Annotated in this window: 19 protein-coding genes and 1 pseudogene; 8 read left to right on the top strand and 12 right to left on the bottom strand. The window is 45.4% G+C overall.

Annotated features, from left to right (window positions below):
- Positions 1–70: 70 nt before the first annotated feature.
- On the top strand, positions 71–1030 hold the full coding sequence (locus ACZ5R2_RS18655) for a transposase (RefSeq protein ID WP_464903111.1): 960 nt from the start codon (positions 71–73) through the stop codon (positions 1028–1030).
- Between the two features lie 497 nt (positions 1031–1527).
- On the top strand, positions 1528–2586 hold the full coding sequence (locus ACZ5R2_RS18650) for a 4-oxalomesaconate tautomerase (protein ID WP_464903112.1): 1059 nt from the start codon (positions 1528–1530) through the stop codon (positions 2584–2586).
- Between the two features lie 78 nt (positions 2587–2664).
- Here ACZ5R2_RS18650 and ACZ5R2_RS18645 read toward each other — a convergent pair whose 3' ends face one another.
- Positions 2665–3378, bottom strand: a complete 714-nt coding sequence (locus tag ACZ5R2_RS18645; RefSeq protein ID WP_438474655.1) for a response regulator — start codon at positions 3376–3378, stop codon at positions 2665–2667.
- A 249-nt stretch (positions 3379–3627) separates the two neighbouring features.
- Between ACZ5R2_RS18645 and ACZ5R2_RS18640 the strand changes: the two genes are divergently transcribed.
- Positions 3628–3906, top strand: coding sequence for a hypothetical protein (locus ACZ5R2_RS18640; RefSeq protein ID WP_464903113.1), 279 nt, complete (start codon positions 3628–3630; stop codon positions 3904–3906).
- A 47-nt stretch (positions 3907–3953) separates the two neighbouring features.
- On the opposite strand, the gene ACZ5R2_RS18635 is transcribed toward ACZ5R2_RS18640, so the two are convergent.
- From ACZ5R2_RS18635 to ACZ5R2_RS18590, 10 genes and pseudogenes are all read right to left on the bottom strand, one after another.
- The gene (locus tag ACZ5R2_RS18635; protein ID WP_464903114.1) at positions 3954–4736 is read right to left on the bottom strand and encodes a DUF5718 family protein; all 783 of its coding nucleotides are present in this window, start codon (positions 4734–4736) and stop codon (positions 3954–3956) included.
- Positions 4737–4823: 87 nt separating this feature from the next.
- Entirely contained in the window at positions 4824–5804 is a 981-nt protein-coding gene (gene citG / locus ACZ5R2_RS18630; RefSeq protein ID WP_464903115.1) for a triphosphoribosyl-dephospho-CoA synthase CitG, read from the bottom strand.
- Positions 5791–6312 (bottom strand): citrate lyase holo-[acyl-carrier protein] synthase, encoded by a 522-nt coding sequence (gene citX, locus ACZ5R2_RS18625; RefSeq protein ID WP_464903116.1) that lies wholly within the window; start codon positions 6310–6312, stop codon positions 5791–5793. The genes citG and citX overlap by 14 nt, the downstream gene beginning before the upstream one ends.
- A gap of 3 nt (positions 6313–6315) precedes the next feature.
- Entirely contained in the window at positions 6316–7785 is a 1470-nt protein-coding gene (gene citF, locus ACZ5R2_RS18620; protein ID WP_464903668.1) for a citrate lyase subunit alpha, read from the bottom strand.
- A gap of 71 nt (positions 7786–7856) precedes the next feature.
- On the bottom strand, positions 7857–8732 hold the full coding sequence (citE, locus tag ACZ5R2_RS18615; protein WP_464903117.1) for a citrate (pro-3S)-lyase subunit beta: 876 nt from the start codon (positions 8730–8732) through the stop codon (positions 7857–7859).
- The gene (citD, locus tag ACZ5R2_RS18610) at positions 8732–9025 is read right to left on the bottom strand and encodes a citrate lyase acyl carrier protein (RefSeq protein ID WP_438458646.1); all 294 of its coding nucleotides are present in this window, start codon (positions 9023–9025) and stop codon (positions 8732–8734) included. The genes citE and citD overlap by 1 nt, the downstream gene beginning before the upstream one ends.
- Before the next feature lie 434 nt (positions 9026–9459).
- Positions 9460–10449: an SPFH domain-containing protein gene (locus ACZ5R2_RS18605; protein WP_464903118.1), complete on the bottom strand. Its 990-nt coding sequence runs from the start codon at positions 10447–10449 to the stop codon at positions 9460–9462.
- A gap of 307 nt (positions 10450–10756) precedes the next feature.
- Positions 10757–11683 carry a family 16 glycosylhydrolase gene (locus ACZ5R2_RS18600; RefSeq protein WP_464903119.1) on the bottom strand — a complete coding sequence of 309 codons (927 nt, stop codon included), beginning with the start codon at positions 11681–11683 and terminating at the stop codon, positions 10757–10759.
- A 984-nt stretch (positions 11684–12667) separates the two neighbouring features.
- Positions 12668–13801: a hypothetical protein gene (locus ACZ5R2_RS18595; RefSeq protein WP_464903120.1), complete on the bottom strand. Its 1134-nt coding sequence runs from the start codon at positions 13799–13801 to the stop codon at positions 12668–12670.
- A gap of 20 nt (positions 13802–13821) precedes the next feature.
- Positions 13822–14517: pseudogene (locus ACZ5R2_RS18590) on the bottom strand (sulfite exporter TauE/SafE family protein).
- 766 nt (positions 14518–15283) lie between these two features.
- Between ACZ5R2_RS18590 and ACZ5R2_RS18585 the strand changes: the two are divergent.
- Positions 15284–15745: a hypothetical protein gene (locus tag ACZ5R2_RS18585; RefSeq protein ID WP_464903121.1), complete on the top strand. Its 462-nt coding sequence runs from the start codon at positions 15284–15286 to the stop codon at positions 15743–15745.
- Positions 15738–16163: a hypothetical protein gene (locus tag ACZ5R2_RS18580; RefSeq protein WP_464903122.1), complete on the top strand. Its 426-nt coding sequence runs from the start codon at positions 15738–15740 to the stop codon at positions 16161–16163. The genes ACZ5R2_RS18585 and ACZ5R2_RS18580 overlap by 8 nt, the downstream gene beginning before the upstream one ends.
- 4 nt (positions 16164–16167) lie before the next feature.
- Here the strand turns inward: ACZ5R2_RS18580 and ACZ5R2_RS18575 are convergent, their stop codons facing one another.
- Positions 16168–17289, bottom strand: a complete 1122-nt coding sequence (locus ACZ5R2_RS18575) for an ISAs1 family transposase (protein ID WP_464899841.1) — start codon at positions 17287–17289, stop codon at positions 16168–16170.
- A gap of 25 nt (positions 17290–17314) precedes the next feature.
- Between ACZ5R2_RS18575 and ACZ5R2_RS18570 the strand changes: the two genes are divergently transcribed.
- The 3 genes from ACZ5R2_RS18570 to istB all read left to right on the top strand — a co-directional run bounded on the left by ACZ5R2_RS18570 (position 17315) and on the right by istB (position 20978).
- Positions 17315–18571 carry a hypothetical protein gene (locus ACZ5R2_RS18570; protein WP_464903123.1) on the top strand — a complete coding sequence of 419 codons (1257 nt, stop codon included), beginning with the start codon at positions 17315–17317 and terminating at the stop codon, positions 18569–18571.
- Positions 18572–18695: 124 nt separating this feature from the next.
- Entirely contained in the window at positions 18696–20228 is a 1533-nt protein-coding gene (istA, locus tag ACZ5R2_RS18565) for an IS21 family transposase (protein ID WP_464899541.1), read from the top strand.
- 9 nt (positions 20229–20237) lie between these two features.
- A complete protein-coding gene (gene istB, locus ACZ5R2_RS18560) occupies positions 20238–20978 on the top strand; it encodes an IS21-like element helper ATPase IstB (protein ID WP_464899540.1) in 741 nt (246 codons plus the stop codon).
- The last annotated feature ends 35 nt before the right edge of the window (positions 20979–21013 follow it).

Below are 21013 nucleotides of genomic sequence, written 5' to 3'. Positions count from 1 at the left end.
AATACTCACTCGCAAGTTTAACCCAGATCCACTGTTAAACTTTCTCCCATATCTCGTTGAGGAACCATCTATGACTACAGCTAGAAAACAACTGATCTCGACTGATGTAACCTCCTATTATCACTGCGTATCCCGCTGTGTTCGACGCAGCTTTTTATGTGGAAAAGACCCTCACAACCAAATCAGCTACGAACATCGTAGACAGTGGATAAGACAAAAAATCCAATTACTCGCGAGTGTTTACTGTATAGACATCTGTGCGTTCGCAATCATGAGCAATCACTATCATCTAGTGGTGAATATCAATAAAGAACGCGCTTTAAATCTGAGTCATCATGATGTGGTCGAACGTTGGAGATATCTGCACAAACTTCCAGCAATCATCAAGCGCTGGCAAGCCAACCAACTTGAAAGTGGGTTAGAAGAAACTAAGGCTCTAAAACTGATAGAAACTTGGCGACATAGGTTATGGTGTTTGAGTTGGTTTATGAAAGAACTCAATTACGATATCGCATGTAAGGCCAACCGTGAGGACAATTGCACCGGCCACTTTTGGGAAAGTCGGTTCAAAAGCCAAGCTTTACTCGACGAAAAAGCCCTGGCTGCAGCAATGGCTTACGTAGATTTAAATCCTGTTAGAGCGGGGACGGCTGAAACACCAGAGACGTCCGAGTTTACATCAATAAAAGCAAGAGTCGACGCACTATCTGAAATGCAACTTACCGCCTCTTTCCTTCACCCATTTGTTGGATATACCCGCAATCAAACATCTAGTGGTATACCTTTTCGGCTAATCGATTACATTGAACTTGTTGACTGGAGCGCACGTCGGTTTCGAGAGGGTAAAGCCTCTCTTGATAGTACAAAACCTTTGATTTTGGACAGACTCAATTTTGACCAGCGTTGTTGGCTCAAAATCTGTACCCAATTCGAGATCAAACGTTCAACTGCTGTTGGTTCAAGGTTGCTGGCTAACAAAGCCAAGTCTATTTTCAACAAGAAGAAGCTGCACCTCTTCCAGTTAGCCTAAACGCATTTCTTCAACAATATACCGTCATATTGGATTTTTTGAATTGAGTCAGACTGCTCCCATCCACCTTTTGTCGATTTTAAGCTCACCTAAGATAGTGCCGAGGTTGGTTGCAGTTATCTTGTGCTTATTGCTTAGTTTCTGATTACGTTCGTATCCTCTCGGGTTGGCAAAAAAGCTAACACCTCTATGCTGTTGTTCTCGTATGTGACCGTTCCTCTTCATGTCCAAATTCTTGAATCAGTCTTAAGCCACTTCTCTGAAAACCAAGCCTCAGTAACGCAGTAACGTGCCTGTCCTTATAAGAAACTTTATTAAGAAACTCTTTCATTGAAGAACTGCAAATACCCCGATTTAGTGTGTGTCCTTGTTTAGGGGTTTTGTTCATTTTGTCCATAGTGTGTTTTTATTTCTTGGGCGGGCGTTTGTGTTGTCGCAAATCTGATTGAGGGATTGCTCGACTATAGAGGCAACTCCATGAACAATGAGGGATTGCTATGACCCAACCAACCACACTACCCTGCGTTTTAATGCGAGGCGGCACCTCGCGTGGCCCTTACTTCCTTGCCTCAGACTTACCTGAAAACCGAGAGCAAATAGCTGATGTACTGATGAAAGCCATGGGCTCTGGCCATGAGTTGCAGGTTGAAGGCCTCGGGGGTGGTAACAGCTTGACCAGCAAAACCGCGATTGTGGGCTCTTCAGATTCCCCTGAAGCGGATGTTGATTACCTATTCGCCCAAGTCGGAATCGAAAAGCAAAATGTGGATTTCTCGCCCAATTGCGGAAATATTCTCTCAGGTGTCGGGCCATTTGCGATTGAAAAAGGACTGGTCAAAGTCCAGGGCAATAAAACCCTAGTTCGGATCCGTAACCTTAATACCAACAAAATTATTCACGCTAATATCGACACACCAAACAACCAAGTCAATTACCACGGTGACACCTACATCAGTGGTGTAAACAGTCCAGGTGCCCCAATTGAGCTGAGTTTCCTTGATGTTGAAGGGGCGAAAACAGGCAAACTATTTCCCACCGGAAACACCGTAGATAGGGTCGGTGAGTTTCGCATCAGTTGCGTCGATGCGGCAATTCCGGTCATGATTGTCGAAGCCTCTCAGTTTGGTAAAAGCGGTTACGAGTCACCTGCTGAGCTGGATGCCGATAGTGAGTTTACCTGCCGACTTGAGGCTCTGCGCCGCCAGGCCGGTGAGATGATGGGGCTTGGTGATGTATCTGATAAAGTCATCCCAAAACCGGTACTGATTGCAAAACCACAAACTGAGCAAGGCACTATTTGTGCCCGCTATTATGTACCAAACCGGTGTCATAAAGCCATTGCTGTCACAGGCAGCATTGCGATCACCATGTCGCTGTGCTTTGAGGGCACGGTGAGCTCTGAGATGCTTCAGTTAAAGGATCAGCTGGTCAATAACTGTATTGAACACCCTTCGGGTTTTATCGACCTGAAGGTTGCACGTGAGCAGGGTAAGGTGTCTTCTATTTCATTGATCAGAACGGCGAAAAAGATCTTCGAGGGTGAACTCAATCTCTAGCTACCCATTCGCCTGACCAAAAGCACCTAAGCAAAAGAGGAGCTACTTGGCTCCTCTTTTCTTCGCTTCAAATCAAGCTTAATTGTCTGCCGATTCCGGCATGTTTCTCACCACCGCTGAGCGGAACGTACGCTGCGGACGACCGACTTTACCATGCTTAATATCAGCCGACAGCTGACCAATGTTTGCCGCATATTCTAAGTAGCGCCTCGCTGTTGTGCGGCTGATCGAGGTCTTCTCACTGATCACATCAGCGGTATACTCCTCACCCTCCTCAAACACAGCTAGGACCTTTTGTAAGGTGATCACATCAATACCCTTAGGGTGGTTAATCACACTGTCAGAGTTGAGGTGGGTATTGTAGATTTTCTTTACAAACGCTTGGTTTATATTCTCATTCTTCTCAATATGGACACTGCGACTAAACTCAAAGTAGCGCTCTAGTGAATCGGTAATCTGCTCAAGAGAAAACGGCTTAAGCAGGTAATCAAAGGCACCATAGCGAATAGCTGTCACCGCCGTCTCAGACTCACTAGCAGCGGTCACAAAGATCACATCAACTGGATTGTCCTTAGCACGCAAACTCTTGATTAGGTTGAGCCCTGTGCCATCTGGAAGGAAATTGTCTAAGATAAGCAAAGTTGGTTTTAAGTGATTAATCATCATCCTTGCATCGGCAATTGTCGGGGCAATCCCAACCACCTCATAGGGATAGAGCTTTGAGATGTGCTCTGACAACAGACTCGACATCTCCTTGATGTCTTCCACGATGAGAACCTTTACTTTAAACATATAACAATCTCATTCCATTCAAATCATTATTCGATTTAAGGTTACTACAATAACTCGTACGTAACATTGAGCGCTCTCGCAATTAATTCAATTTAGTCAAATCCTCGAGAACCTGCTGTCCTTAATATTTTTGTTTATTAACACCAGTTAACTACTTTAGTACCTCGATATCATGAGCTATCGGTCAAAGATTCAAAACTTGCAGTCAAATAAAATAACCAACATACCGCCGATAGAGAGAATAACCACATGATAGTTATCAATATTTCTGATGAGACCGTCACCGACACGGCAAGAAACAATTGGCTAAAGTATTGGCAGCATTTTTCCGATGAGGAGTACCACTTTTGCTCAGAGGCGAACTGCACTGCCAAGCATCAACATGGCGTTTTGGTCAAGCGAAAACTACCAGATAATCAAAACCGTCTCCTTGTTGTCCCGTTATGTAAAGAGCACAGCTACGGCTTCAGGAGCCAGCTTGAGTTGGACGAGCGAGTTCCCGTCGTGCATGCAGATATGAGTTTGTAGGGATCTTGGGACAAGAGCAATAAAGTCTTTTATTGCTCTTATTTTACTTAGATAATTTCTTGAGAAAACGTCAATACTGTAGAGCCATTCACTCTAACGTTATTTGTTGCCAACATTTCTATCTGTTCTGACTGCCAAACATCTGAACAATAGGCCATTATATGAACTCTATCGCCACGCTGAATAAAGTTGTCCTCTCCCCAAGCAGAATAACTCGGTGCGCCTGTATACAGCAATAACTCATCCGGCATTCCAGATTTTTCAAACTCTGGTAGGATTTGCTCATATATTCCCTCATCTTGCTGGTTATTTATTTTATTTACCACCCATCTGATCAATTCGACATTAAATAACTTAGTATTCGCACAGCTTGCAATTGGTGTTGCGCAGTGTATTTTACCATTTCGCTCGATATATGAAACTATATTTATATTTTCAGCGCAGTTTTCATCAATAAAGGAGGACTCTTTCCACCATGAATGGTTGATTCCCTTGGATCTACTTCCCCATGCTTTGCGATCACTGATCTTAGTTGCCCCTTCGAGTGTGCGAATGGTGTAGTCATTGCCAATTGTCATAGCTTGCGGCACGAGATCAACCACTCGTCCCCGTTCATAGATCACTTTACAGCGCACGACAAACTCTGGCTCGATATCAACATCACTGCCCTCTGACGGGTAAATCGCCACACGCTCTGACGTTAATGTTTCAGCGTCTTGTTGATGAATAACAAAAATCCCATTTGGCAACGGATGCTCTTCTATGTTTTCCGCTCCACTCGCATGGCCATAATAGTTACCAATAATTCCAATACAGATAGGTTTAGTCATAAGATTCCTTAAGTAAAAAGTCCCGCCAATGGCAAGCACTGTGTGAGCAAGATGACAGCTGACCACGAGCCTCTTATGGTTGAGACTTTAGTGGACATTTGGTTGTTGGCTATCGTTATCTTGTTGGGAGAAATTTGACTGAGTACATAGGTTAAGCTGCGCCAACAGCCAGGTTGCCGCGAGGAGATCTGCGCTGCCTCCTGGGCTTAGGTTGCGTTCAACCAATGTCTTATCAAAATTGATGATGTACTTCCTAACATACAGGCCATCAAATTTTACCCGCCCAAGTAGGCGTTTAGATTCAGCTTGGACATAGCGTAACCCAGCGATACCGCCTCGATTCACCAAGTTGGTATCGCTGTTGTTTGCCATGATCGAAAATAGGGTTTTTGACATCGCTTGCTCCTCTGAGAAATTTCGCTGTATGCAATGCTCATAGATAGGCAAACCATGCTCAAAAATGGTCGGATAGCCAAGCGCTGCCTCTCCGCGGATCCCAGTCATCCCATAGCGCTGAAACAGGCGCTCCCCCGCTGTTTTTGGTGGCGAGATGCTCGCTTCAAGGTCATCAGTCACTAAATCTTGACAGCACTCGATGATAACCTTGCGAATATTGTCACTGCTAAAGGCTTGGTGATTACCACTGAGCCAGCCGACAGCACCACAAATTAGACCCAAGGTGAAGATCATGCCTTTGTGTGTATTCACGCCTGATGTGGCAGAAAACATCGCCCGCTCCGCCTCTAGGCCCACGTTGCGAAGATGGGGCAGAAGATCCTTTTGAGGGAATTTGGAGACTTCAATACCGGCACAGACAAAACTTTTCATAAATGGCCGCAAGGCATTTGAGCTTTTGACAAAAGTATTAATGTCCATGTCCTTGTGGGCACCGGGTGAGGCACAATCGACCAACCCCGGTTTGGGGGTCAAATGCGCCTCAAGCATCATTGCATGATACGCAAGGTTTCCTACCAGCTCAGTAATATTCAGTCTCATCTGCCCGTTGGGTAGAGACTGATAGAGACTGCAATCATCGAGCAGCCATCGAATCGAATTAGACGCTATCATTTATCATCTCGCACATTTTGTCTTTGAGTTGATCAAGGTGATGAGCGCGACTGCGTGCACATACCTTGGCTTCGGCATCACACAGTAAACATTTGCGCCTTGCTAATCCCAAGATCTCACGTGATAGGCCCCTCCCTTGGTTATCCAGTACATCGATATCAAATAGGCGGCCTAAAGGGTGTGTGTCCTCGATAGTGACCATCGCTTCTTTTAGTGAACGCGCACTCTCTACGCCAACACAAGCCAGCAATTCAAAGCCCGTATCCAGTTCAAATCGCTGCACTTTATGTAGAGAAAAATCATGGGACTGGCACGTCTCCAAGATGGCTAGGCAACCTTGGTCGAACGCTTGCTGAGAGATACGATTGCGTTTCACCTCCACCATCATATTTATGGTGAAACTGACTAAGGGTAGCGAGTACGATTCGAGCCACGCGTTCTGGCGCGCAACGCGCGCCTCTCGGCTATTGAGTACTTGCTCCAGTGTCACTTTTGGCCCGCTATACAAATGCTACTCCTTGACTTGCTTGATCACATCAATCACTGAGCCGTCGCGATAACGTACATAAGCCACCACATTATCGTGATACTCAATCGCCTTGGGTTTGCCCGTCATCAATTCAGCGCGTTGCAATAACGCCTCGATATCCACCACGTCGATACCAGCCTCCACCAAACGCAAACGCACATCTTCACGAAACGGATTCACTGCAATGCCGTGATCAGTCACCAGCACATCAATCAGTGAGCCAGGCGTCACAACATTTAACACCGATTCGACCACTGTCGGAATTCGACCACGAACGAGCGGGGCAACCACCACAGTAAGATTGGCAGAAGACGCCGCATCGCTATGGCCACCAGAGGCGCCTCGAATAACCCCATCCGAGCCGGTGATGACATTGACGTTAAACTGAGTATCAATTTCTAATGCGCTAAGAATAACCACATCGAGCCGCTCCACCGCAGCCCCCTTAGATGATGGGTTGGCATATTGATTAGCAGAGATCTCAAGGTGATTAGGATTACGCGACAACGAGTTGGCTGCATCTGCGTCAAAGGATTGCACATCTAATAACTTAGTGATCAACCCCTTCTCATGCATATCCACCATGGTGGAGGTGATCCCGCCTAGCGCAAAACTTGCCGTAACATTGTTTTTGACCATCTTGCTCTCAAGGAAACGGGTCACGGCTAAAGAGGCACCACCAGAGCCGGTTTGCATGGAAAATCCGTCATAGAAATAGCCCGACTTTTCAATCATATCGGCCGCTTTTCTCGCAATCAGTAACTCGCGGGGATTTTTGGTCATACGTGTCGCGTCCCCGCCAATTTTTGACGGATCACCGACCTCTGTTACTTGTACAACGGCATCAACACAATCTTGTGCAATTGACGCAGGCGAGTTGGGATAGGCCACCAGCTCTTCTGTCAGCACTATGACATAGCCGGCATGCTCTGCATCGACTTTGGCATAGCCGAGTGAGCCACAGCGCGAGCGCCCTGTGGTCGCGTTCGCATTACCAAACTCATCACATGTCGGCACACCAACAAACGCCAGATCGATTTTTAGCTCGCCCGTTTCAAGCAAGTGAACTCGACCGCCATGAGAGTGGATCTGCACCGGCTCAGACATGAGTCCGCGCGAGATTGCCTCCGCCAATTCGCCACGCAGACCAGAGGTATAGATCTTGCTCACAACGCCAGTTTGAATGTGCCCAACCATGGGTGAGTGGATCGCAGCCAGCGAGCTTGAGGCTAAGGTGAGGTTTTTAAAACCCATTTTGGCAATCACCTCCATCACCATATTGATGGCCTTATCTCCACCGCGAAATGAGTGGTGAAAAGAGATGGTCATACCGTCTTGAAGACCAGAGGCTTTAATGGCTTGTTCTAGCGTATCGTAAACTTTACGACTCGCCTTTAAATCCGGCCGGAGTAAGTACTTAGTCAGCTCATGCGCATCAACAAATGGTCGCATATTCGGATGCTCGCCACTTAGGATAGAGACTTCTCGGTTTAGTGCATTAGTTAGTTTTGTCATAATGGTCCCTACTCCTTGATTCCCGTTTCGGCGCGCTTCAGCGTCCATTTTGCCCGCTCAATAATCGGGCCATCGACCATTTTTCCGTTAAGTGATGCCACGCCAGAGCCTTGGGCTTCTGCTTCCTCAGCAGCTTCAATCACGGCTAATGCATGATCGACCTCCTTCTGAGATGGTGCAAAGACATTGTGTAACATTTCAATTTGACGCGGGTTGATCAACGACTTGCCATCAAAGCCCAACGATTTAATCAGTTCCGCCTCGTTAAGGAACCCCGTTTCGTTGTTTGCATCCGAGTACACCGTATCAAACGCCATGATCCCAGCCGCCCTCGCCGCTTGCAAAATCGAGCAACGCGCAAACAGCAACTCGGTCCCATCCGGTGTGCGTTGGGTACGCAAGTCGCGGACATAATCTTCTGCGCCCAACGCAATACCAATCAACCTTTTCGAGGCCGTCGCTATCTCAACCGCATTATTGATCCCCATTGCCGACTCGATAGCCGCAAGCATCTTGGTACTGCCAGGCTCGATACCGAACTCCTGCTCAGCCTCGCCTATCAAGGCATCCATCTCCATCACATCATTGGCGGTATCCGTTTTTGCCAACCGCACCGCATTCACGCCCGCTTTGACCACCGCCTTAACATCATCTCGGCCATACTTGCTGTCGAGGCCATTAACGCGAACTATGGTCTCAATATCTTCATAGAAAGGGTGTTGCAGTGCGTTGTACACCAGCATGCGCGCCGTATCTTTCTCGCGGATCGATACCGAGTCTTCAAGATCAAACATGATCGCATCTGGGGTATAGATAAAAGAGTTGCTCAACATGGCAGCATTAGAGCCGGGAACGAACAACATACTACGACGTAACTTAGTCATTATAGGCTCCCCCAGATCATGTCTTCTGTTTTCGCGGCGCGCATAACCGCAGCCTGAACGCGAGCCCGAATAACGCAATCTAGGGCTCCTTTATCATTGACTACCACGTACGCGGATTGAACACCCAACTCATCAACCGTTTGCGTCACAACCTGACGGATCAGGTGATCAAACTGCTTCTCGACGGAGCTGGTAATTTCGATTTCTAGAACATTGTCGTCTGAGGGCATAACCTCAACCAATAGGTCACTGGACTCCAAGGTTCCAGCATAAGCTCGCTGGATAATTATCATGTATCGTCCTCATGAATCTCGCTTTAGATAAAACAAAAATGATTCGAGGTGGCAAAGATGAGCATTGCCAAGTCGTTTGAGTTAATTGTCGCGAAAGCAAGATGTGAGATTGGCGATAGCAATCAAGTTTCTATTCAGGCTAAAAAATATTAATGGTTTTAATGGTTAAAAAGCAAAGAGAAGTGAGAATGGTTGTCTGATAGTGAATCTTCACTTGTCACGCGGGCTGACGGCCAAATGAAGCAGAGCTTAAATAGACATTAAGTAATTGAATTCAATGTATAGCCTAAGCTCAACATTGCCAAGTGATCGGTATTAACGTCACGCTTGACGTTAAGATAAAGACTGGAAATCCTAAAAACACTATGAGTGGCGATACAATTCCATCGCCACTCAATTGATAACCGTAACCCCGCTAGGGGATTGAAACTAAACTAGTTGCCTACTGCAATAGGTACGCCAAGCGCACGCAAATCGGTCTCACCAACAATCGTTTGTGGCACTGCGCCTTTTGAGCGACTGTAAAGCACTTGCTCGTTATCAAGCCTCTGCTTCTCTAAAATCTCAGGGGTCAGGGACTTGGTTAGCTCAAGGTTGGCCTCCGCCAGCAGTTTCAGGGCCGTTGCATCGGCCTGTGCTCGCAACTCGATCGCCTCTGCTTCACCTTGTGCTTTGGCAATTTGTGCGGCTTTCTCTGCATTGGCCACCTCGGTTAGGCGATAGGCCTCGGCATCTGCCTCTTCACGCTTTTGGTTGGCGACACCAATTGCATTTTGACGCTTGATTTCCGCTTCTGTTGCGGCAATTCGCTCTTGCGACTTTTTCTGCTCTTCGGCTTGAATACGCATTTGCGTATCGAGGATCTGCTGCGCGATTCGGGTATCAAACTCGATGTCTTGGATGAGAACTTCTTGGATATCAATCCCCGTATCATCCAATGCCGTAATCAGTCGATTGCGTGTGTTTTCCTGCATGGTGGTGACATTGTCTGATTGAGCAAGGCCGCGACTGTCTTTGATCTTACGGCCTTCATCACGAACGATTGAGCGCAGTTGCTGGCGCATCGTTTTATCGATGTACTCTTCCGAGGTACCATAGTTCTGCTTTATATATGGCGTTCGGTGCGCATCGATACGATAAAGGACAGTCACGTTTCCGGTTGAGTTAAAACGGTCTTGTGTGGGAATGTTTAGGCCATTGACCTCATAGCGTGCATTTCGCGTGTCGTACGTATCAAAATTTGAAAACGGGTTAACTGGGAAGTAAATCCCTTCCCCATAGTGACTAGTGTTCACCGTACCAAACGTGGTTTCTACCTTTGCTGTACCCGCATCGACAATCACAAACGTGCGGTTAATCGCAAATAACGCAATCGCAGCAACTGCTACAACTTTGACATTCACTTTCTTAACATCAAACTTCATTTATTTACCCTAACTCTATATATGAATATAATCTGGATATTTTACCACATGACACAACAATTGTATTGCAGGCAAGACAATGGGCGGAATGTTATGCTATTCGAGAGTGCCAATCTGATTAATATGACTCGGAGCTAAGGTGAGACCAACGAAGGGTATTGATAAGCGCTTATCAAAGCATTTTTTGATATATTTATATAGGAAACATTTGTTTCAATAACAATTTTAGTCAATGGTGAAATTAGGAATAGGAGCCGGAGATGAGTATTATCCAGACTAAGCGCTATCACCGGCTCCCGATTATATATTAGTTTACTTGCTCTTCCTGTTTCCAAACACGCACGTACTTCACTTCCATGGTGGTAGGTAGGCCAGCCTCTTCAGCTGTCACATTTTTAGGGTAGAACTGGTTACAATCCCAACGAGTGAAGGTCTCACCGCGCATACCCATTGACAGTGCCACATTCATCTCTTTATGCCAGTAAAGGTTCTTCTTCTTACCGACTTCTTCACCATCAACATACCAAGTGATCTCTTCTGGCGTTACGTTAACCGCATAGATATGGAAATCCTCACGCGGGTCGAAACCCAAGTTGTGTAGGTTCTGGTGCGTTTCTGGGTTTGGCTTAGGTCTTACCCACTGTGGCTTACCATCTTTTACGATAATGTTGTGTAGGTTGTGGTCACTGTGAGTCGCATCTTTTTCATCTTGTTGCAACTCAACCACATCGATCTCAGCGTACTGGATATCTCCCTCATTTTTCAGCGCGGTATCAATATTACTGTAGATCCAAAATGCAGGTGAAACGCCTGGGTGTAGATGCGCGCCCTTCATTTTCGCTTCATAGTAACCATAAGTACCACTTGCTTTAGACTTCACCATGCCCGACTTGAAGAATAGTGGGAAGTCGTAAATGGTCTTCTCGTTACAACCATCTTCAAACTTGCGTAGATGCTCCTCATAAGAAGCGGTCAGTTTTAGTGTACCATCTTCAACAATGGCGTTCTTCTTGTCCCAAGTCCAAATTTGGAAAGGGTTAGGTTGGAAGTCCCACTTACGAGTATCTTCGAACTCAAACTCGTCTGAGCGATCTTCTTGAAGCACCCACTTTTCACCTGCTTTTGCGGTATGAGGCTGAACTTGTTCCTTAGCAACCGCTGCATTTGCAACTACACATGATGCACCAATTAACACGGCGATCAAATTCTTTCTACAAAATAGACTACTGGTCATTTCCCTTTCCATCTCCATTTTCATGGTTAATAACTTAGAAAAACTCAGAGTAATACAATCCCTCTGGCCTATTTCTAATAACCCAGTTCAATTCACCTAATATCTTAGATATTAAGTACGGTACTATTGTTTTCAATTAAATACTCATCTCGAGTGATATAAAGCTTAACACTCTAAATAAGTTTTTTTGTGATCCAGATCTTTACGTGTGTTTTAGCAACAAAGGTCCCAGTATATGGAATATTTTATTAACAGTTGTGACATTTAGATACATATGGAAATTAATTGAAAACCCAATAAAACAAGGCCTTAGCAGTAGCCGCTATAAACCACTATAAATCAATGACATAAGATAGAATATGAAAGATAGGAACTGCTAACTTATCAACTAAGTCAGGTGTATCCCACTTCGGAACGACCATGAGTTGTCCATCTTTTGTAATACATGATCATCGCCTAAAATTAGCAATATGCCTTCTCAATTAACATCTAAAACCAGTACTTATGAGCTAAACTTTTATTCAACCAGCCATAAAATTGCAGATTAAACAAGTAGAGAAACAATATCCATAGCGAGCTTATAGTGTAAAAAGTCGTTTAATTTTGACGTTGCCGATACTTATTTAAATATTGTAAATGTGTGAGCTGTAGGCAGTAATCTAGGTCAATTTTAAGTTATTTTGCTATCTCGCTCATATTATCCATCTTGATAAAAAAGTGATGACCTATAGAAAAATAACGAATCTTAATTCTTGCTATACGTGATGATTAGATCAATATCACCTGTCAAGAATTCTGAGCATATAGTACGTTATCAATAAACGACAGTGTAAAGCTTCCCTCTCGAGAGTTTTGTCCTTTCAGAAGCTTCAACCAAAACGCAACCTAGCCTCCTGCTCTTCTAACTTTCGTGGGTTTAGATGTCAACAAGCGTTGAGATTGCATATTATCTCAACACTTTTCGTGTCGAAACTAAGCAGACTCTTATACTAAATCCAACTTATTTTTCAATCTGTATAGACCTTCCACAAAGTAGTAGTCACCGTAAATCAACGAGCAATCAATACCGAGTCCTTTAGGATAGTTGAAAGTACCTCCAACCAAAATACCTTGATTGGTTTTGTCCCCATATGTCCCATAGTGGTGGTACAGGCTTTGTAGAATGTTATTTGCCGCAGTGAGATAACGCTGGCGTGACTCTTCGGTTGGTGCCAAATCCGATAGCAATACTAGGCCGCTAGCAGCACACGCCCCTGCGGAGGTGTCTCTTGGTGTATTCGACTCAATCGGCGCTCTAAAATCCCAATAGGGAACCGAGTCTTCATCAAGATTTGCGATAAAGAAATCGGCTGTTTTCATTGCTGCCTCAAGATAGCGTGGCTCTTTAGTGTATTGGTAGCTTAACGCAAAACCGTGCACCGCCCATGAAACGCCTCGGCTCCATGCAGAGCTCTCATTGTAGCCTTGACCACCGTGATACTGTTTTACCTTACCCGATAAGTAATCAAACTCAACCATATGTCTCACTGAACCATCTTGACGAATAAACTCTTTCAATACGGTATCGGCGTGCGCCATTGCGATTAGCTTGAATCGAGGTGCATCCAACTGCTCTGCTGCCCAATACAGAATTGGTAAGTTCATCATGCTGTCAATAATACTCAGCCCTTTCGGGTCTGCATTGTTGACATCATTTTTGTTCCAAGCGGTTAGAAAACGGCCGTTGATATTGAACCGACTCGCAAGATGACTGGCCGCCCTCAAAGCGCGAGTTCTCGATTGTTCATTGCCCAACAACTCATATTGCTTGATCGAAGTTAGCTGCCACATAAAACCGACATCATGATGAATGTTTACAAACTCATCTAACGCCTCGTCCATTGTCTCTTCACGCGCCATAGCGATCTCTTTAAACAGAGCATAGTCTTCTTTCTCATGCAGCAACCATAACAGACCCGGCCAGAAACCGACTACCCAGCCCCAAAGCCTATCGCTATCAGCGTAAATACCATTTGATGTCATTGTAGGAAAACTGGCTGAGATGTCCTCACTTGTGAATTTCACCTTCTCAAATGTATCGGCCCAAGCTTGCTCAACCCATACCATTTTATCTTTCATTACATACCCTTAAAAGTTAATCAAACGACCACGAGCCCTGAATAAACAGCACCTAATCCAGCAACAAGACACAGGCTGAGTGAAATATTACGCACCCATTTGGCAGAGATCCGCGGCAACGCATAGAGTGCTAACTTGTGGCCCAGATAGCCCGCTGGTATCAACGGCAGCGCCAACATCACATGTCTAATACTCATATAACCAATCGGGATCTGAATCAGCAGAGACAAAGCAGAACTCATCAAGAAAAACCCAGCTAAGTTTGCACGAATCTTATTTACCGCCTGATGTTGAAGGAGCAGTGCCATCGGTGGACCACCGATACCTGAACTTGTCCCTAGGAAGCCAGAAAAGAAGCCTGCCAACATTAATCGCTTCGTAGTTACCTCTAATTTTATGGGTAACAAACTTGCACATACAGCGATGAGGACGGTCGAGCCCAGTAATACTGAGAGTTGGCCCACATCGATAAAGTATAGGATTGCCGCCCCAACACAGCTGCCTGGTAGCAAACCTATCGTACTTTTTTGTAGACCTTTTAGTGATATCTGTTTGCGATATTTTTAGGTGTTAATTGAAGCGATAAAGAAGCCGACAATGATGATTGGTCCCGGTATATAGTCTGGTGATATGTACAGCAATAGTGGTGAGGCAACGATTGCCATACCAAAGCCAGTAGCCGTTTGAATAAATGCTCCTATGAATATCAGAGACATAGCTAGTAGGACTGTAATATCTATCAAATTATCATACCTTGTGTTTATGTGGCCCACCCTTTTCTCGCCAGAACAATACACCTGAAGAAAACGGCACGTCAAATTAAATAAACCATCGTTTCACTAAAGATGGTATTGTATTGATGTATGACAATTTGTCGATGGATTTTTGCGGCAATCCTCCAGTTCGTTCTCAGCGCTAGTTCACCGACAATCTGATGAAGAAGCGACGAGTTTTTTGGATCAACAAAGCGCAAACTTTGACCAAGATGATTGAGCTTTTAGAATGTTTCGCTCTTGAGTGAGCATGAGGCTTCCGCTTCGGTTACAAGATTAGAGATCAGGTAGAAGCTTAAATTTTAGATATGACAAAACACGCAATTAAGCGCTGGTTTCTAGTTGAGGGCTTTTTACTTTAGAAGGACTTGGAGCGTGCAGCGGGAATCGAACCCGCATCATCAGCTTGGAAGCATTACACCCTCTCAAATTTTTATAGTCGAAAAAATGCAATATAGCTATATTTCAATACTTTACATACCATAAATCCATGAGATCCAATCCCATTTTTCAACATTTTTGACCAGTTTCAAAACTTTTGAGCCTCAAAAGATGTACATTTATTGTACAAACCCTGACTTAAACGAGCGTTTGAAATGTCGCATGTTTTATCAAATCGTTCAAAAAATCGATTAGAATTTTCTATTCATAGAGCTGCCATGCCGGCCTTTTCTTTCATACTCGGAAATTTTGGGTCGATAAAACTGCCATGACGAAACTATCTTTGGACGAAATTAGTGTCGGTCTCACGCTTCAGGCTTTGCACATCTCAAGCAACAAAATCGCCATCATTTCTGGCTTTGAATCCTTTTGTTTCTCACTAGCAACACTCAAACTTACCGACTGTGACGTTATTGTTCACGACGAAATGAGTGATATTGATATTGAGAAGCGAGCATGGTTAGCCGTACTTAGATCAGTCCTATCGTCAATCGATAGTAAATCAGCAGAAGATTTACGCCGTGCATTGAATCAGCATGCTCCGAAAAGCATCATAAAATCCATATTCCACAAAAATAAACTCAGCCAAACGAAGCTGTCTAGTATAACTCATTCCTCAAGAAGCTCGCTCGCCCAACAAAATGCCAAAGCACAAACCGAAGATACACCACCCAAAGAAGAACCCTCGATTTTTGAGCAGTTGTTAAAGGAGAAGACACGAGATGATTGAAGGCGTAAGAGAGCGATTTAGACAAAAGAATATTGATCAGTTTCTAAAGCAGCTATTCCCATTCAGTGAAAGTCAAAATGCCCTCATCGCGACCGAAGTCATTCGGCTTTGCACAATCATGCGACAAGAGTATAAAGATGAATTTTCTGAAATACCATTTCTTGTTTCTGAGGCCAAAAAAATTCAACAACCCTCAACAACAAACTTACGAGACGTGGTCATTTCAATTACAAATCGTAAGGAGCTAGGCGTCCACTATCTTCCCGCCTTCTTATCGTCCAATCTTTTGCTGACCTCTTATGATCATCACAAATTCGACCAATATAAAGCGCTAACTTTTTGTCAGTGGCGCGCCTTTCGTTTATTGGTACACATCAACCGAAGATCAAAGCCATCTGCGACCAGGGCGACCGCATGAGTGTCTAGTTTTTCACCGCCAGATTAAAACCAGCACTTAATACCGCCTCTAGCATGGCTGTATTCATCATGCATCGCTTTTGTTTCCCAACAATGCTCAACTTGGTTGGCTCTGCACGGAGCATATTCAAGCTCATATGGCGTAAGCAAGACAGATTCTCTGCGCCGTTCTCTTTGTATATCTGACACGCGTCTTCATTCATACTCACATCAAGCACCCAATGCATTGACTCTATACCCCAATGTTCTCTGACTGCTGTCGCTGCTTGCTCGGCGCTAAGCTCTTTGGAGCTGATGTAGTAACGATACTCTAGGCCTATTGCTTTTCCTTTCTCAAAGCGGAAGTTTTCAACCATAACAATGCTCTTCAAGCCTTTCCAACGAGAGAAGTTACCTTCAAGTTTGGCACTGTCAAATACATAGCATTGGCGAGACTCTATACGCCCATGCCCGTCTTCAAGCACAATGTCTTCTGCCACATTTGCTCGCTCAGTGGAGAACGCTTTTTCTATCGCTTGTCGAAGTTTTCCTTGGTTACACTTCACTGCAAGCAAGTAGTCGCCTCCTTGTTCTACAATGACTTTGGCTATCTTGGTTTGACAGGCCATTGCATCAATGGTGACGAGAGCCCCCTTGATATCGAGCATCTTTATCAGCTCTGGGATTGCCGTTATTTCATTGCTTTTTTGCTCGGTTTTTAGCTGTCCCAATACGAGCTTATTTGATGAGGCATAGGCGCTGATCATGTGAATAGTGCTTGCTCTGTCTTCGCGATTGTAGGAGCCGCGAAGCGTTTTGCCATCTATCGCAACGACTTGGCCGTCGGTGAGTGTATGTATCGACGATATCCAGCTAACAAAGCACTTATGGAATTGCTCGGGCTCTATCGTAGATATTATGCGGGCAATCGTGTCATCGGCAGGAATACCATTCAAAAAGAGGTCATTGCGTTTAAACCAATCGTGGTGTCCGAGAATGTACTCACGAATATCAAACCAGCCCTTTGCACCGGCAATCACGGCACATAGCGAGCCAAAAAGAACTTCAAACAAGCAGTAAGTTACCTTTGCTCCTTGGCGTTGGTCGGTCATCGTTTGGAAATGTTCTTTGAAGTGGTCAATGTGCATCGTATGCTCCCTAAAAAGGGAGTATATGATCACAGGTAGATGTGATCGTCAAATCGATCGTTATTTTGATTATAAAACGTTCACGATCTCACCCTGCATCTGCGACGACGTGAGATTATTTGCCAATGGTCAACGAGAAACGATGGCAGCTTACCTGCCAGATATTGAACAGCTCGGTTTTATCCAACTTGTAAACGCTTTTAAAACTCTTGTAGACGAAGAAAATGAAGATCGTCCCCCAAGTCCAGTTGTGAACAAACTCAATCACTATCGCCGACCCTATGAATCGACTTTGAACTATTCAGACGGCTACACTCGTAATGTTACTAGCGGTGAATTCAAGAAAAGTGGGCACCTAGAACAAGGTGAGCTCAAAACACTTGATGACGAGGGGCACGAGGTATTATTTGAACTAAAACAATTCGATGAAGCCCCTCGGGCAACTAACAATAGTTGGCAGAAAGAAGATCACCACAATGAAAGCTGTCGCACCACCAGCATAGTCAGCAGCTATGGCCGAATTCGCAATAGCTATGCAGCCGGAGCTCTTCATGCCCGTGCTATCCAGGCTCGAATTGAAAAGCGTGACATGAGGCTAGCTTGCGATATAGACAGTGCTACTAATTATGAGATCGGTTCATTAGTTCGCTATTGCATGGAGCAGATTAGCTCCAAGACAAACACTTTAATGGCAGCCAAGCTACTTCTCATCATGCTATTTAGCGGCAGTACCTACAACCAAGCTAAAAAGCTAAAAAGTAAACGCTCCTCAAGCCGAAAGCTCATAGGCTATTGCCGAAGGCATAGACTGCCTTCTCAAAAACAGCGCGCAGAACTCCTACCTATTCTGACCAAAACCACGGATGAGTTTTGGTTGCCTTTACCAAATACAGTATGTCAGCATTTGAGTAACCTTAGGTTCAAAGGTGTAGAGGAAGCTGATTTGAAGGGTTTACTCTGTCACATTAACAAGCGACATACTACGCACCTAACTCTGAGGAGGGTTTCGTCCTACCTGAAGCAGAAGCTGTCTCATGAAAACATCGATTCGGCCATAATAGCTTTAATTGCTGGTGAACCGACTAACACCATACCTGCTGTGTTTTACCTTCAAGTTTCCAACGATTACCTACTTCATATTTACAGTCGATATTTGAACTTCCTCTCGCACCTAGCTGCATGCGCCGGAGCAAACCGGACACCTATTCCGGCATTATCCGGACAGCAATTCCGTTTTAATCCGGACACCCGTTCTGGTTTAATCCGGACGATTTTGGCCTAACTCCGGAATCACTGTCCGGTTTAGCGGAAACCCTGTCCGGATACTCCGGAATCCCTACCTTTTCTCTTTTAAATCAATGCCTCACAATCTTTGTTGTCGATTTTAATGCAGCAAGGAAGTGAGAATGCCGAAAAAGAGAACGTCTATGGACAAGATCAAAGAGGTATTGCGCCTCAGATACGAGTGTCACTTATCACTTAGAAAAATCGCTTCCTGTACTAAAGTAAGCCGATCAACGATCTCCGAGATCCTTACTCGCTTTGAGCACTATGGTGTTGGTTGGCCGTTGCCAGACAACCACTCAGAAGCTCAACTTGCTCAAGTGCTGTATCGCGACAAAACCACATGCGCCAGTAAGGTGATGCCCAACTGTAGCTATATCCACAAAGAACTACGCCGTTCTCCAATGACTAAGCAGTTGTTATGGGAAGAGTATGTCGCTGAGCATCAAGAGCGAGCCTATCGATACAGCCAGTACTGTGAGCACTATCGCCGTTGGCTTAAAAAACAAAAGCGCAGTATGCGTCAGAGCCACCTGGCCGGAGATAAGCTTTTTATCGATTACTGTGGTCCCACCATCCCAATCATCAACCCCGAGACTGGAGAAGTTCGCAACGCTCAAATCTTCGTAGCCACACTGGGCGCTTCAAATTACACGTACGTTGAGGCCTGTGAAAGCCAAAGGCTGGAGCACTGGTTAGAGGCTCATGCTAATGCCTTCGAGCACTTCGGTGGTGTACCTGCATTGCTGGTGCCAGATAACCTCAAGGCTGCCGTCACTAAAACAGATCGTTATGAGCCGAAGCTTAATGACAGTTATCGCCAGCTTGCCTACCACTATCAAACTGCAGTCATGCCTGCACGACCATACAAACCCAAAGATAAGGCCAAGGCTGAAAATGCGGTTCTTGTTGTTGAGCGCTGGATCATGATGCGGCTGCGCAATGAGCGCTTCTATACCTTCAAAGAGCTGAATCTGGCTATCAAGGAGCTTATGCAGTCACTGAATCAACGTCGAATGAAAGAGCTAGATGCAAGTCGGACTGAGCTGTTCAACACGCTTGATAAACCCGCCCTGCGGCCTCTACCGGCAGGTCGCTTCCTCTATACAGAGTTCAAGCAAGCCAAGGTGGGACCGGACTACCATATCGAATATAAGCAGCATTACTACTCCGTCCCACACCAGTTGGTTGGGCAGCATGTTCAACTAGAGGCCAGTCGTAAGCTTGTTCGGATCTACCATCAAGGTCAATGCGTGGCTCAACACCCAACAAGCACAAGGGCACGTGGCCAAAGTACCTACACAGAACATATGCCAAGTAATCACCAGTATCAGAAATGGTCACCGGAGAGGCTACAGAGTTGGGCAGAGAGGATCGGTCCCGCAACGAGAGAAGTCATTAGCTACCTGCTCCAGTCTAAAGATCATCCCGCTCAAGCCACCCGCAGCTGTCTAGGGCTGCTGAACCTATCAACTAAACATAGTGAGCAGCGTCTCGAACAAGCCTGCAAAGATGCCCTCATCGTCCACAAGCCGTACCTGCAGTTCGTCAAAAACTTACTGCAAAATCATCGGGAGGGTCGGTTGTCCACCTCACCAGAAATTACACCGGACATCCAGCACAGCAATGTTCGCGGCCCGAATAGTTATCACTAGGAGCACACCATGAACTCTATCAATGAACAACTCAAAGTCCTGCGCCTTGGCCATGCCGCAACAGCGTTGGAGCAGCAGCGAGAGCAAGCCTCCACTTACGCTGAACTGAGCTTCGAGGAGAGGCTCACCTTGCTGTTGGAAAGTGAAATACTCGGTAGGGATCAAGCTAAGATCCTCAGACTGAAACGGCAGGCAAAGCTCAGGTTAGATGGGCTTGCTAGCCAGATCATCTATGAAGAAGGTCGAGGGTTAAGGCGAGTACAGATAAGTGAACTGCTCACAGGTAAGTATCTTCAGAAGAAACAAAACGTTCTGATCACAGGCCCAACAGGAGCAGGGAAAACTTACCTGGCTTGCGCCTTGGCGGGACATGCGTGCGAGCAACTACACAGTGCTCGATATTACCGCCTCAGCCGACTGCTCGACGACCTTAGCTCAGGCCGCCTTGATGGCACATACCAAAAGCAGCTACAAGCGCTAGCCCGAAAAGATCTCCTGATCTTAGATGACTGGGGAATGGAGAAACTGAGCCAAGATCACGCTGGCCATCTGCTAGAGCTTCTTGAGGATAGATACCAAACAAGCAGCACGATCATGGTCAGTCAATTACCGGTTAAGGAGTGGTACAACATGATCGGCAATGCCACTGTTGCTGACGCTCTATTAGATAGGTTGATCCACAATAGCCACCGCATAGAACTGAAAGGTGAATCCATGAGAAAACTAGCGCAAAACGGACAGGTAGAGTAAAAATAGTGGTAGAGAAAAGCTTGGGGAAAAGGGTG

It is taken from the genome of Vibrio sabulosilitoris (assembly GCF_055391395.1).
Note: the sequence above shows the minus strand (reverse complement) of the source record. Positions and strands in the feature narration are given on the sequence as shown.

Excerpts from the sequence above, each read along its gene's own strand:
- ACZ5R2_RS18655 (WP_464903111.1), top strand. The coding sequence starts at position 71 with ATGACTACAGCTAGAAAACAACTGATCTCGACTGATGTAACCTCCTAT.
- ACZ5R2_RS18650 (WP_464903112.1), top strand. The coding sequence starts at position 1,528 with ATGACCCAACCAACCACACTACCCTGCGTTTTAATGCGAGGCGGCACC.
- ACZ5R2_RS18645 (WP_438474655.1), bottom strand. The coding sequence starts at position 3,378 with ATGTTTAAAGTAAAGGTTCTCATCGTGGAAGACATCAAGGAGATGTCG.
- ACZ5R2_RS18640 (WP_464903113.1), top strand. The coding sequence starts at position 3,628 with ATGATAGTTATCAATATTTCTGATGAGACCGTCACCGACACGGCAAGA.
- ACZ5R2_RS18635 (WP_464903114.1), bottom strand. The coding sequence starts at position 4,736 with ATGACTAAACCTATCTGTATTGGAATTATTGGTAACTATTATGGCCAT.
- citG (WP_464903115.1), bottom strand. The coding sequence starts at position 5,804 with ATGATAGCGTCTAATTCGATTCGATGGCTGCTCGATGATTGCAGTCTC.
- citF (WP_464903668.1), bottom strand. The coding sequence starts at position 7,785 with ATGCGACCATTTGTTGATGCGCATGAGCTGACTAAGTACTTACTCCGG.
- citE (WP_464903117.1), bottom strand. The coding sequence starts at position 8,732 with ATGACTAAGTTACGTCGTAGTATGTTGTTCGTTCCCGGCTCTAATGCT.
- citD (WP_438458646.1), bottom strand. The coding sequence starts at position 9,025 with ATGATAATTATCCAGCGAGCTTATGCTGGAACCTTGGAGTCCAGTGAC.
- ACZ5R2_RS18605 (WP_464903118.1), bottom strand. The coding sequence starts at position 10,449 with ATGAAGTTTGATGTTAAGAAAGTGAATGTCAAAGTTGTAGCAGTTGCT.
- ACZ5R2_RS18600 (WP_464903119.1), bottom strand. The coding sequence starts at position 11,683 with ATGACCAGTAGTCTATTTTGTAGAAAGAATTTGATCGCCGTGTTAATT.
- ACZ5R2_RS18595 (WP_464903120.1), bottom strand. The coding sequence starts at position 13,801 with ATGAAAGATAAAATGGTATGGGTTGAGCAAGCTTGGGCCGATACATTT.
- ACZ5R2_RS18585 (WP_464903121.1), top strand. The coding sequence starts at position 15,284 with ATGACGAAACTATCTTTGGACGAAATTAGTGTCGGTCTCACGCTTCAG.
- ACZ5R2_RS18580 (WP_464903122.1), top strand. The coding sequence starts at position 15,738 with ATGATTGAAGGCGTAAGAGAGCGATTTAGACAAAAGAATATTGATCAG.
- ACZ5R2_RS18575 (WP_464899841.1), bottom strand. The coding sequence starts at position 17,289 with ATGCACATTGACCACTTCAAAGAACATTTCCAAACGATGACCGACCAA.
- ACZ5R2_RS18570 (WP_464903123.1), top strand. The coding sequence starts at position 17,315 with ATGATCACAGGTAGATGTGATCGTCAAATCGATCGTTATTTTGATTAT.
- istA (WP_464899541.1), top strand. The coding sequence starts at position 18,696 with ATGCCGAAAAAGAGAACGTCTATGGACAAGATCAAAGAGGTATTGCGC.
- istB (WP_464899540.1), top strand. The coding sequence starts at position 20,238 with ATGAACTCTATCAATGAACAACTCAAAGTCCTGCGCCTTGGCCATGCC.